Raw genomic sequence first — 12,389 nt, forward strand, 5'->3', positions numbered from 1 at the left:
CCGATGCGCGTCGTCTTCGGCGCCGGACGTTCGGCCCGGCTCACCGACGAGGTGGCCGCGCTCGGCCTGGACCGGGTCCTGGTCCTGTCCACACCGGGGCAGCGGGAACTCGCCCGGCAGGTGGCCGACGGCCTGGGAGACCGCGCCGCGGGCGTCTTCGCGGAGGCACGGATGCACGTACCGGCCGAGACGGCGGCCGCTGCCTGCGCCGTCGCCGCCGAACTCGGCGCGGACGGCTGCGTGGCGGTCGGCGGAGGCTCCACCGTCGGCCTCGGCAAGGCGATCGCGCTCCGGCACGGCCTGCCCGTCGTCGCCGTGCCCACCACCTACGCCGGGTCGGAGATGACACCGATCTGGGGGCTGACCGAGAACGGCGTCAAACGCACCGGACGCGACCCGGCGGTCCTGCCGCGCAGCGTCGTCTACGACCCCGAACTCACCCTCGGACTCCCGCCCGCGATCTCGGTGACCAGCGGAATCAACGCACTCGCGCACGCGGTGGAGGGGCTGTACGCCCCCGACGCCTCACCGATCGTCTCCCTCATGGCCGAGGACGGCGCCCTCGCCCTCACCGAGGCACTGCCCCGGATCGCCGCGGGCGGCGGCGCGGACCTCGACGCGCGCAGCCGCGCCCTGTACGGCGCCTGGCTGTGCGGCGCGGTCCTGGGCGCCACGACGATGTCCCTGCACCACAAACTCTGCCACGTCCTGGGCGGCTCCCTCGACCTGCCGCACGCCGCGGTGCACACCGTCATGCTGCCGCACACCCTCGCCTACAACCAGCCCTGTGCCCCCACCGCCGTCGCCACCCTCAGCAGGGTTCTGGGCGGGGCACCCGACCCCGCGCGGGCCCTGTGGGAACTCACCCACGAACTCGGCGCGCCGCGATCCCTCCATGAACTCGGCGTGGCGGAGGGCGACATCGGCACCGTCGTGGAACAGGCCCTGGCCAACCCGTACGCCAACCCGCGCCGGGTCACCGCCGACGGCCTCACCGCACTCCTGCGGCGCGCCCTGGCCGGTGAACCGCCCGTAGCCTGAACGCTGTTCGCCGTCGCCCGGTGAACCGCTTTCCGCCCGAACGCCGTTCGCCCTCACCGGCGCCGCGACCACGAACTCCGCCGACGCCACGGCGAATTGTGCAAGCACCGTGCAAGTCGCGGCGAAATTGCGGAGGATGGGCCCTACCAGTGGAGGGCCGGGTGCACTGCACAGGAGGGCAGCGTCGCCATTGACTTCGACACCCGACCTTGCTGAAAGGTGTCCGGGTGACACTCAAGGGGCGCGTCCGGGAACGTGAGACCCTGGGCCGGTTCGTCACGAACCTGCGGGACGGCATGAGCGGTGCCCTCCTCCTGCGCGGCGACGCGGGAATCGGCAAGACCGCACTCCTGGACCACACCGCCGCCGAGGCCGCCGGCCTCTGCGTCCTGCGCGTGGCCGGAGTCGAGGCGGAGTCCGGGTTCCCCTTCGCCGCGCTGCACCGGCTGCTCGTCCCCTTCCTCGACGGCCTGAAGGAACCCGGCGCCCTGCCCGACGCCCAGCGCCAGGCGCTGCGCGTGGCCTGCGGACTGGCCGAGGGCCCGGCCGCCGACCGGTTCCTGGTGGGACTCGCCACGCTCACGCTGCTCGCCGAGGCGGCCAAGGAACGGCCCGTGCTGGCCTGCGTGGACGACGCCCAGTGGCTCGACACGGAGTCCCTGGACGTCCTCGCCTTCGTGGGCCGGCGCGTGCACGCCGAGGGCGTCGGACTGCTCTTCGCCGCCCGCACCGGCTTCGACGCCCCCACGGGTCTGCCCTGCGACGAAGTCGGCGGTCTGGAGGACGAGTCCGCCCTGGAACTGCTCCGCGAGACCGTCCCCGGGCAGCTCGACACCCGGGTCGCCGCGCGGATCGTGGCCGCCACGGCCGGCAACCCCCTGGCCCTCGTCGACCTGGGGCGGGAGCTGTCCGGCGACCACCTCTCCGGAGGGCTCGCCCTGCCCGAACCGCTGCCCGTGGGCCCCCGCCTGGAGGCGCACTACCTGCACAGGGTCGCCGAACTCCCCGCACCGACCCGCACCTGGCTGCTCCTGGCCGCCACCGAGCCCGCCGGCGACCTCGGGTACCTCGCCGGCGCCGCCGACCGGCTCGGCATCGGCTGGGAGGACTCCGGTCCGGCCGAGTCCGCGGGACTGGTGGTGGTCCGTGCCACCGCCCGGTTCCGCCACCCCTTGGTGCGGTCCGCCGTGTACGGCGGCGCGACCAGCGTCGAACGGCGGCGTGCGCACCGCGCGCTGGCCCAGGTCACCGACCGCCCGGCCGACGCCGATCGACGCGCCTGGCATCTGGCGGCGGCCGCCGTGGGCCGGGACGCCGCCGTCGCCGACGAACTGGAACGTGTCGCGGACCGGGCGGGCGCCCGAGGCGGCTACGCCGCACGCGCCACCTTCCTCACTCGCGCGGCCGAACTCACCCCCGAGGGCCGGACGAGAGCGGAACGCGTGCTCGCCGCGGCCGAGGCGGCGCTCCGCGCCGGGGCACCGCTCCAGGCGGAGGCGCTGCTCGACGGCATCGACGGGGAACTCCTCGGCGACCCGGGACAGGGCCGCGCCCACCTCGTACGGGCCAACACGGGCCTGGCACTGGGCCGTGCGGACGCGTTCGCGTACGCGCCGGCCCTGTGCGTGCGCGCCGCCCGACTCCTCGGCGCCGACGCACCGGACCTGGCACGGCAGGCACTCCTCGGGGCCGTGGAACGCGTCATCACGGCCGAGCACCTCGTGCGCGACACGACACCCGCCGAGATAGCCCGGACCGTGCACACCCTGATACCCCCCGCCGAAGAGGCGAAGGGCCTGGACCTCGTCCTGCGCGGCTTCTCGGCCCTCGTCACCGACGGCTACGAACGAGCCGTACCGCACCTGCGGCGGGCCTGCGCCACAGTCCTGGACCCGGACACCCCCGACGAGGAGGTGCTGCGCGGCTTCCTGCCCACCGTCACCATGTCGATGATTTTGTGGGACGAGCCGACACACACCGCCGTGATCGCCCGCGGCGCAGACGTGGCCCGCCGCACCGGCTCCCTGTGGCAACTGGACACCGCGCTGTACTGCGCCACGATGTCCGAGACCAACCTCGGTGAACTGGGCTCCGCCGGGGTCCTGTTGACCGACGGGCACCAGATCCGCTCCGCGATCGGCGCGAACGACGACGTATGGGCCATCTACCGGCACCCCGAACTCCTCGCCTGGCACGGTGAACACGACGACCTCGACGCCGTGCTGCACGGTTCCAGGGAGGCCGCCACCTGGCTCGGCAGCGGGGCCGTCGAATCCATCGCGGGCACCGCCATGGTGGTCCTCGCCCTCAGCCGCGGCGACTACGCCCGCGCCCGCACCCTCGCGCAGGAACTGATCGACCAGGACGAACTCGGAGTCCACTCAAGGCTCCTGCCTCACCTCGTGGAGGCCGCCGTGCGCAGCGGCGACCGGGTCCTCGCCACCCACACGATGAAGACCCTCGCCTCGCGCGCGGCGGCCTCCGGCACGCCCTGGGCCCTGGGCCTGCGCGCCCGCTCGGCCGCCCTCCTCGCGGACGACAGCCACGCCGAACCGCTCTACCGGGAGGCCGTCACCCTGCTCTCCGGCACCAGAGCCCGCTCCGACCTCGCCCTGGCCCACCTGCAGTACGGCGAGTGGCTGCGCCGTCGCAAGCGCCGCAAGGCCGCCCGCGAACAACTCAGCTCCGCCGTCGACCTGTTCGACGCCATGCGGGCCACGGGGTTCGCTTCGCGCGCCGCCCGCGAACTCGCGGCCACCGGGGCACCCGCCCACCGCGGAACGGCCGGAGCGTCGAGCACGCTCACCCCGCAGGAACTCCAGATCGCCCGCCTCGCCAAGGGCGGCGCCACCAACGCCGAGATCGCCGCCCAGCTGTACATCAGCGCCAGCACCGTCGACTACCACCTGCGGAAGATCTTCCGGAAGCTCGACCTGACCTCCAGGCGGCAACTCCGCCAGGCGTGGGACGACTGACCAGTAACATCCCAGGTGCGGCGGGTGGTCGGGTGCACAGGACGGGGAGAGCATCGTGGCAGGGGCGATCGGCGACATCGTGCTGGGTCTCATCGCCAGTTTCCTCAGCGGTCTGGCGGTCTGGCTCTGGCATCGCGGGAAGCACAGCCGGGACTTCAGGCTGAGGTCGCGCCTGGTCGGCGCCCGCCCCGGCGACACCTGTTTGCTGGTTATGAACAACACGCACGACGCGCCGGGTTCCACCCACCACCACGATGTGCAGGCCCTCATCGAGGCCGCCGTACTCGCCCACGGCCTGAACTGCGAGACGGAGGTGGTGAGCAGCGACGCCTTCCACGGCAGCAACGTCGACCGGCCCGAGTTCTGCATCGGCGGCCCCCTCGGCTCCAACGCGCGCAGCGCGGGACACCTCGCCCAGAACGTCCCGGGGGTCTTCTTCCACTCCTTCGACCACCCGGAACATCCGCTGGCCATCGAGGCGGGCGGCGAGACGTACCGCTGGACCCGGGGTGTCGACGAGTACGCGCTGATCGCCAAGTTCACCGGCCCCGGCGGAAACCGTCCCGTGCTGCTCATCTGCGGCCAGAGCGCACTGGGCAACCACGCGGCGGCCTACTTCCTCCGGCGCTCCTACCGTGAGATCGCGGCCACCGTCGCCGCCACGGAACGGTTCTGCCTGCTGGTGCGGATCCCCTCGATCGCCACGTACGGCTTCCACGGGGTCCGGCTGGAACGCGACCTCGCCTCCGTCGCGTTCGCAGGCCCGGCCGCCGTCTGAACCAACGGCTCACACCCGGAACTTGACGGCCTCCAGCCAGCGTGTGTTCTCCAGTGTGCCGCCGAACACGAAGTCGGGCCGCTTCTCCGCGCAGCCCTCGCCGCCCCAGTCGTAGCCGCGGACCTTGGCGGTCTGGCAGATCTGCCCGTTGCCGATGTTGATGGCGAAGCCGGTCATGTAGGGGGCGCTCTTTTTGGTGCTGCCGATGTAGTTGTTCTTGCCGTCGGCCTTGATCGCGGTCCAGCTCGCCATCCACTCGCCCTGGCCGTCGGTCGAGTCCGGGTTGTGACGGAAGGCGTTGGCGGCCGACCCGCCGGCGCCCGCCACGGCGTAGTTGATGGCCTTGATGGGCTTCTCCTGGCCCGTGGTACCGGCCAGCGTTCCGTCGCACACGGGCTTCTGCCAGCCCTGCCCCGACAGGTAGACGCGGTAGCAGATGTGCCGCCCCGAGGGGTCGCTCCTCGCCAGGCGGTTCACCGCGGTCGCGGCGGTGTCCTGCGGGGGCTTCACGGTCACGGTGGAGCGCGGGGGAGTGGCCGTCACCGTGACGGTGTCCGAGCCCCCGCCCGCCCCGGGTGCCTTGTCCTTGGGTGTGCTCTTCGGCCTGGGCTTCTTCTTGACGGGCGACCCGCTGGGTGAGGGCGACATGCTGGGCGAGAGCGACACCGTCGGTGTCGGCTCGGGCGGTTCGGCCGACGCGCCGGGAGGGGGGCCCGCCTCGTCGTTGGCGCGGGCGGTGCGGGTGTCGTTCCCGCCCTCGGACCCGCCGCTGCCCAGCATCACCAGCGGCACGATGATCAGCGTGGCCACGCCGAGGGCCACGGGGCCGACGACCAGGGGCCGGTGGAGCAGGCCGGGCGGTTCGAACTCGTCGTCCGACTGGCGCGGTGTGTTCCGGCGGTTGATCCGCAGCAGAGGGGCCGATGACGGTACCGCTGCCGGCTCGGTTCCTGCTTCCGGCTCGGGTTCGGGCTCGGGTTCCGGCGGCGCGGGGATCGGCAGCGGTGGCCGCGGGGGCCCCGCCGTCGGCTCCGGGGGTGCCGGTACCGCGCTGTCGACCTCGGCGTCCCGGCCGACGGATTCCGCCCCGCGTTCCTCCAGCAGTCGGCTCGACCCGTCCACCGTGACCTCGACGTAGGCCACATAGCCCACCGAGGGGTCCGAGATGTCCGCCGTCACGGCGGAGTTCCGCTCCTGGGCGTGCCGGTGCAAGGTGTCGAGGATCACGCTGTCGAGGGTCGCTCCTTCGGCCGGCGACACGGGCTCGCCGTCGATGGTGGCGGAGTTCTCGCCGGAGATGACCACCTCGAAGTGCGCGGTGGGCTCGTCATCCGTCTCTTCGCCCCGGTCCATGCCCGTTCCTCCCTGACGTCGGTCGCCGTGCGGCCTTGCGAGGGACCACGGGAGCGGCCCCTCGAACCGCAACGGGCGAAAGGACGGCCCCGGTTCAACTCACCTCCACACCTCAACAGGTGTGACACAAACGGCATGTGACGTTCCACCCGCAGAAACACACTGCACCCACCGGTCAGTAGAGTCCCGGCATGAACGTCTACGAGAGTTCCCCGCGCTTCGCCGTGTTGGGGCAGGTCCGGGCTTGGCGCGGTGATCGGGAGCTGGATCTCGGCTCACCTCAACAGAGGGCTGTCCTGGTGGCGTTGCTGCTGCGGGGCGGACGTCCGGTCACGCTCGGCGAACTCCTGGAGACGGTGTGGGGCGAGGACCTTCCGGCGGCCGCCGTGTCCGTACTGCGTACCTATGTGTCGCGGCTGCGCAAGGTGCTGGAGCCGGGGCGGGACGTGCCCGCGTCCGAGCGTGTGGTGGTCTCGGTGGGGGACGGGTACCTGGTGCGGACACCCGAGGGTGCCCTGGACCTGACCGTGTTCGAGCAGAGAGTCGCGCGGGCGAAGAAGTTACGGGCCGCCGGACGGGTCCTCGATGCCGCGGACCTGTTGCACACGGCGCTGGACGGCTGGCAGGGAACGGCCCTCACCGGTGTCCCCGGCCCGTTCGCCGAGGCCGAGCGAAGCCGGCTGGCCGAGGCGCGGCTCGCCGTACTGGAGGCCCGCCTGGACGCCGATCTCGAACTCGGCCGCCACGGCGAGGTGATCGCCGAACTGATCTCCCTGACCGGCTCCCACCCGCTGCGGGAGCGGCTCTGCCAACTGCTGATGCTGGCGCTGTACCGTTCCGGCCGACAGGCCGAAGCGCTGGAGTCCTACCGCAGGACCCGCGGACTGCTCGCCGCCGAACTGGGCATCGACCCCGGCGCGCCCCTGAAGGACCTGCACGAACGCATTCTCGCTGCCGACGCCTCCCTGGACCTGGAGCCGCCCGCGCGGCCCGAGCCCCCCGCCGAGGCGATACCCCCGGCTCCCGTGACCGCTGCCAGACCGGCCCAACTTCCTGCGGATCTGCCGGTGTTCGTCGGCCGCCACGCGGAACTCGACCGCATACGCGCCCTGTTGCCGGAGCACGGCGGACCCCCGGGCACCGTCGTGATCAGTGCGATCGGCGGCATGGGCGGCATCGGCAAGACCACGCTGGCCGTGCGCTGGGCGCACGAGATCGCCGACCGCTTCCCCGACGGGCAGCTCTACATCAACCTGCGCGGCTTCGACCCGACCGGTTCGATCGTGCCGCCCGAATCGGCGATCGGCGTCTTCCTCGGCGCACTCGGCGTCCCACCGATGAGCATCCCCGCCGGTCTGGACGCCCTGACCGCGCTCTACCGCAGCATGCTCGCCCAGCGCCGGGTGCTGATCGTCCTCGACAACGCCCGCGACGCGGGACAGGTCCGCCCCCTGCTGCCCGGCTCTCCCGGCTGCCTCGTCATCGTGACCAGCCGCAATCAGCTCACCGGCCTCGTGGTCGGCGAGGGCGCGCATCCCCTCACGCTCGATCAGCTGACCTCCGCGGAGGCCCGCGAACTCCTCGCGCGGCGGCTCGGCGGCGCACGCGTCGCGGCCGAGCCCGAGGCCGCGGACGAGATCCTCCGGCAGTGCGCCCGGCTCCCGCTGGCCCTCGCCATCGTCGCCGCGCACGCCGCCGCGCACGCGGGCTTCCCGCTGAGCGCCATCGCCGAGGAACTCGCCGACAGCCACGGCAGCCTCGACGCGTTCGCCGGCGGCGACGACATCACGACCGACCTGCGGGCCGTGTTCTCCTGGTCGTACAAGGCGCTGTCCGCACCGGCGGCACGCCTCTTCCGGCTGCTCGGCCTGCACCCGGGCCCCGACATCTCCGCGCCCGCGGCCGCGGGCCTCACCGGGCTCCCCGTGCGCGAGACCGCCGCCCTGCTCGTCGAACTCACCCGGGCCCATCTGCTCACCGAGCACTTCCCGGGTCGCTACACGCTGCACGACCTGCTGCGCGTCTACGCCGTCGAGCGCGTGCGGGCCGAGGAGGACCCCCAGGAGCGGGACCGGGCCGTGGAGCGGTTGCTCGCCTGGTTCCTGCACACCGCCGACGCCGCGTATCCGCACCTGACGCCGACCCGCAAGCGGATCCCCCTGGAGCCGCCGCCGGATCTGTGCCGTCCGCTGGAGTTCGCCACCTACGACGAGGCGCTGAACTGGTGCGAGACCGAACTGCCGAACCTGGTCTGCGCGGTGCGCGAGGCAGCGGGCTCCGGCTTCGCCGACCTCGCCTGGCGCCTGCCCGCCGTCCTGTGGGGGTTCTTCTACCTCCGCAGCCATCTGCACGAGTGGCTGTCCAGCGCCCGCACCGGCCTGTCCGCCGCGAGTGCCGCGGGTGACCGCCGGGGCGAGGCCCAGGCCCTCGCGGACACGGCCGCCGCGCTGCGCAGCAACGGCAGGCTCGACGAGGCCATCGACCTGTACCACCGGGCCATGGCGGCCCACCGGGAGATCGGGGACGTCCACGGCCGGGCCGCGGCCGTGTCCAACCTGGGCGACGCCTATCTGCAAGCCGGACGGCTCGACAAGGCCGTCGAGTACACGCGCCGGGGGCTGGCCCTCGACCGCGCCCTCGACAGCGCCTGGGGGGTGGGCATCGCCCTGACCAACCTGGGCGACACCTACCAGCGGCTCGGCCGCTACGACGAGGCCCTCGACTGTCTGGGCGAGGCACTGACCGTGCTGCGCGCCAGCGACAACCACTGGGTCACCGGCGTCGCCCTCGACATCCTCGGCACGGTCGACCACCGGCTGCACCGGCTCCACGAGGCCGTCGACCACTACGACCAGGCGCTGGAGGCGCACCGGAAGGTCGGCAACCGCTGGGGCGAGGGGCACACCCTGAGCAACCTCGGAGACGTCCAGCTGGCCGCCGACCGGCCGGAGGCCGCTCGCGCGAGCTGGCGGCGGGCCCTGGAGATCCTCGCGGAGTTCGACCACCCGGACGCCGAGAAGGTCCGCGAACGGCTCGGCCGCCTGGAGGGCGCCGCGCACTGAGGTCCTCGCATCCATCCGGGCCTACCTCGTCGGGTCCGCGTCGCGATAGGCGCGGCCGCTCGCGTTCGGGGTCGTGCCGTCGTACAGGCCCGTCGGGGCGGTCCGGGTGGACAGGGTGAACCAGGCGTACCGTTCCACGAAGTCCAGGCCCTCCAGCATGCGCGTCGACGACTCGACGAAGGCGGTCTGTTCCCCCTCGCTCGGGTAGCGGGGCGGGTTCTGGGAGAAGTCGATGAGGCCGTACTCGGTCAGCCAGATCGGCTTGCCGTAGCGGTCGTGGACGGCCTGGAGATAGCCGCGCAGCTGGTTGGCGGCGTCGGGGCCGAAGTCACCGCCGTACCAGTGCAGGGGGATGAAGTCGACGCGCAGTCCGCGCTCGGCCGCTCCCCGCATGAAGCGGTCCAGCCAGCCGTCGGCCACCTCGCCCCCGTAGGAGACCGCCGGGGCGCCCAGGCGCAGTCCGGTGGACTGGAGCCGGGGCCACAGGTCCAGGGCCTGCTCAGGCGTCAGGTTCGCCTGGTCGGCGCGGTCCGGCTCGTTGAAGCCGAGCAGTGCCGTGCCCTCGTTCGCGGCCATGCCCAGTTCGGCGTCGGTGACCGAGCCGGGGCCCCAGATCATCGGGACGTACTCGACGCCGTCGGGGCGCGCGACGGGGCCCGTGGAGGAGGCCCAGTTGTAGTACCAGTGCGCGCCGGAGTCGGTGAGCGCCCGGGCGGCGCCGTCGACGGGGTTGAGGCTGATGCCCCGGCGCCGGGAGGCCGTCGTGTCGCCGCCGGGGGAGGTCGTGGGGGTGGCGGGTGTCGTCGGGGTGTCACCGGTTCCGAAGGTGACGGTCATGCCGCTGCACTTGGTGCACTGATAGACGACCCGGTTGCCCGCCTCGGCGTCCTGCTTGGACCAGCCGTACGCGGTGGGGCACTTCTCGGCGATCATGTCGCTGTACGCGGTCCTGGCGTCCCGGTTGGGGTTCACGCACACCAGTGCCGCCCCGGTGGCGGGGTCCTTGACCAGGTTCTCGGCCGGGCAGGCGGACAGCATCTCCTCGGCGCAGCCGGCCACCGCACACTCCCCGGCCTCCGGCAGGGGCAGGTTGTCGGGGGTGATGGTGATGGGTACGGAGACCGCGTTGACGTAACTGACGTTGTACCAGGGGGCGAGGGGATCGGCCGGGTCGAAGTTGAACTCGGCCAGACCGGTGGGCTCGTCGCCCAGGGAACAGTGGTCCGGGTAGGGCCCGCAGTCACCGACCGTGCAGTGGAAGGTGCTGCCCGCCTCGCCGGTGCAGCCCTGCCGGGCGAAGAACTTGCCCCGCCAGTGCCCGGCGCCGCTGTGCTCGGGGATGGTGATCGTGGCGGACTGACCCGGCTCCAGCATCGGCAGCCCGGTGAGCGCGGCGGACCCGTCGGCGTTGACCGTACTGCCCACCCAGATACGGCCGTCGGTGCGGTTGCGGAAGGTGAGGGTGTGCTCGGCGGTGCCCGCGAGGGCGGCCGGGGCGCCGTCGGCGGCCGCCCGGCCGGACCGGTCGCCCTGGAGGGTGAGGGCGGTGGCGGTCACCGCGGCGATGACCAGCAGCAGGGCCGCGAGCAGCGCGGCAGGACTGCCTGTGCGGCGAGGGGTGCGCATACGAGCGGGCCCTTCCCATGGTGGCGGTGGCATGAATCGGCGGGGGGTTCGTTCAGGACAGCCGGGGCTTGGAGGCGTTGGCCCGGTGGAGGGGGACGGCGGGGGTGGGGGCGGCGCCGTTCTCGCCCACGGGAGTCCGGCGTGGGGACGTCCTGGACTCGTCGACCTGCCTTCGCAGGAGTTCGCGCCCTTCCCGGCTGAGCAGATGGTCGGCCTCGGGCGCCTGCGACCGGGTCCGTCCCTCCCCGTCGCCCCGTGTTCCCGACTGGCGCTGCCAGCGGTTCTGAAGCTCCGTCATCTGTTGGGCATCCCGGGCCATGATGGTGTCCCGGGCCCTGTCCATGGCTGTCTCGGCGCTGGGTGTCTCCCGCAGGGACTCACGAAGGTGCGCGTTTACGGCGTACTTCGCGATGGTCGGAATGCTCTGCGGGGACCGTTCGAAGGCCGCCTTCAAGGTGGCGTCGTTCCGGACCAGACGCAGCATCGCGTCCTCGAAGGCCATGCGTGACTCCGGCCCGAGCCGGTCGATCTTCTTCTCCAGGCCCGCCATCTCCCGCCGAGCCGTCAGTTCACCGGCGGACGGCTGCCTCGGCCCGGCGTGCGGGCCCGGGCCGGCGGGCGGACCGTACCCGGCAGCGGGGGCGAAGGACGGTTCCGGCGCGTGCTGTGCCTGCGGTGCGTGCGACGACTCCGCGCCCGGCGCCGACTGCGATCGGCCGGTGAAGCGGTCCCACAGGCGGCGCAGTTCCTCCGCCAGGTCCTCGAAGAGGCTCGCCGCCTCCTCGGGGTGGTCCGCGGCGCCGCGGCGCGCCTGGCCCATCATCAGGTCGGCCCTGGCCACGTCCCGCGCCAGCGCGACTTCGGGGCGTTCCTTGGTCAGCCGGTTCCGGGCCGGGGACGCCGGGTCCTCAACCGTCACGGTGCCCCCTCTCTTCACGGTCGGCGGTGCTGACACGAGCGACAACGGGCGGGGTGGGGCGAACGGTTCAACGGGCGGACCGGTCCGTCTACCCCGAGTACGGGTCCATCGCCGGGGCCTCCTTGCTCCGGTGCGTGCCCGGCTTGCAGCCGGCGAACGGGCCGGACGGGTCGCGCAGCGCGGCCATGACGTGGCCGAGGTGGTCGCGGTGCCAGGTCGCCGGTCCGGTGGCGCCCGAACCGGGACCGGTCAGCTCCTGCCAGGCCATCCACAGCCCGTACAACTGCGCCACGGCCTCCGGATGCTTCCACCAGCTGCTGCACCAGGGGGCGTTGGAGCCGACCTCCCTGCCGTACACCGGCAGCAGCAGATGGCGCACCCAGAGCGTCAGCCGGTGCAGTCCGTCGTCGTACTCGGAGCCCTCCAGGTAGAGGATGAAGGCGGGACCGTCCTGCTGCTCGGTCGGCTCCGGCGCGAGGGTCATGTCGGCACTCCGGGTTCTGTGTCGAGGTCGTCGTCGCCGCTACTACGGCCCCGGACCGGCGGAGGGTTCATCCGCGCGGCGCTGAACCCGCGCGCGGGCGCGGTCCGTTGTGCGGGTGAGTCGGCGGCGCCCGGCCGCCGGGCGGAGAGGA

At 72.9% G+C, this 12,389-nt stretch carries 8 protein-coding genes; 4 read left to right on the forward strand and 4 right to left on the reverse strand.

All coding sequences use genetic code 11. The annotated features are described in order from the left end of the window. The first annotated feature begins 3 nt into the window (after positions 1–3). The 3 genes from ABT296_RS06235 (at position 4) to ABT296_RS06245 (ending at position 4,794) form a co-directional block, all read left to right on the forward strand. Complete coding sequence (locus tag ABT296_RS06235) at positions 4–1,041, forward strand: maleylacetate reductase (RefSeq protein WP_351924103.1); 1,038 nt, start codon at positions 4–6, stop codon at positions 1,039–1,041. 227 nt (positions 1,042–1,268) lie between these two features. Continuing rightward, positions 1,269–4,016 carry a helix-turn-helix transcriptional regulator gene (locus ABT296_RS06240; protein WP_351923785.1) on the forward strand — a complete coding sequence of 916 codons (2,748 nt, stop codon included), beginning with the start codon at positions 1,269–1,271 and terminating at the stop codon, positions 4,014–4,016. Positions 4,017–4,071: 55 nt separating this feature from the next. Further along, positions 4,072–4,794, forward strand: coding sequence for a hypothetical protein (locus ABT296_RS06245; RefSeq protein WP_351923787.1), 723 nt, complete (start codon positions 4,072–4,074; stop codon positions 4,792–4,794). A gap of 9 nt (positions 4,795–4,803) precedes the next feature. On the opposite strand, the gene ABT296_RS06250 is transcribed toward ABT296_RS06245, so the two are convergent. Then, complete coding sequence (locus ABT296_RS06250; protein WP_351923789.1) at positions 4,804–6,147, reverse strand: hypothetical protein; 1,344 nt, start codon at positions 6,145–6,147, stop codon at positions 4,804–4,806. 191 nt (positions 6,148–6,338) lie between these two features. On the opposite strand from ABT296_RS06250, the gene ABT296_RS06255 reads away from it, so the two are divergent. Then, positions 6,339–9,209 (forward strand): AfsR/SARP family transcriptional regulator, encoded by a 2,871-nt coding sequence (locus tag ABT296_RS06255; RefSeq protein ID WP_351923791.1) that lies wholly within the window; start codon positions 6,339–6,341, stop codon positions 9,207–9,209. 21 nt (positions 9,210–9,230) lie between these two features. On the opposite strand, the gene ABT296_RS06260 is transcribed toward ABT296_RS06255, so the two are convergent. From ABT296_RS06260 to ABT296_RS06270, 3 genes are all read right to left on the reverse strand, one after another. Continuing rightward, entirely contained in the window at positions 9,231–10,835 is a 1,605-nt protein-coding gene (locus ABT296_RS06260) for a glycosyl hydrolase (RefSeq protein ID WP_351923793.1), read from the reverse strand. A 52-nt stretch (positions 10,836–10,887) separates the two neighbouring features. Further along, positions 10,888–11,754 (reverse strand): hypothetical protein, encoded by an 867-nt coding sequence (locus ABT296_RS06265; RefSeq protein ID WP_351923795.1) that lies wholly within the window; start codon positions 11,752–11,754, stop codon positions 10,888–10,890. An 88-nt stretch (positions 11,755–11,842) separates the two neighbouring features. Then, on the reverse strand, positions 11,843–12,238 hold the full coding sequence (locus ABT296_RS06270) for a DUF4913 domain-containing protein (protein ID WP_351923797.1): 396 nt from the start codon (positions 12,236–12,238) through the stop codon (positions 11,843–11,845). Positions 12,239–12,389: the final 151 nt, after the last annotated feature.

It is taken from the genome of Streptomyces sp. NPDC000983, assembly GCF_040299205.1.
Taxonomy (GTDB): domain Bacteria; phylum Actinomycetota; class Actinomycetes; order Streptomycetales; family Streptomycetaceae; genus Streptomyces.

Excerpts from the sequence above, each read along its gene's own strand:
- ABT296_RS06235 (WP_351924103.1), top strand. The coding sequence starts at position 4 with ATGCGCGTCGTCTTCGGCGCCGGACGTTCGGCCCGGCTCACCGACGAG.
- ABT296_RS06250 (WP_351923789.1), bottom strand. The coding sequence starts at position 6,147 with ATGGACCGGGGCGAAGAGACGGATGACGAGCCCACCGCGCACTTCGAG.
- ABT296_RS06255 (WP_351923791.1), top strand. The coding sequence starts at position 6,339 with ATGAACGTCTACGAGAGTTCCCCGCGCTTCGCCGTGTTGGGGCAGGTC.
- ABT296_RS06260 (WP_351923793.1), bottom strand. The coding sequence starts at position 10,835 with ATGCGCACCCCTCGCCGCACAGGCAGTCCTGCCGCGCTGCTCGCGGCC.
- ABT296_RS06270 (WP_351923797.1), bottom strand. The coding sequence starts at position 12,238 with ATGACCCTCGCGCCGGAGCCGACCGAGCAGCAGGACGGTCCCGCCTTC.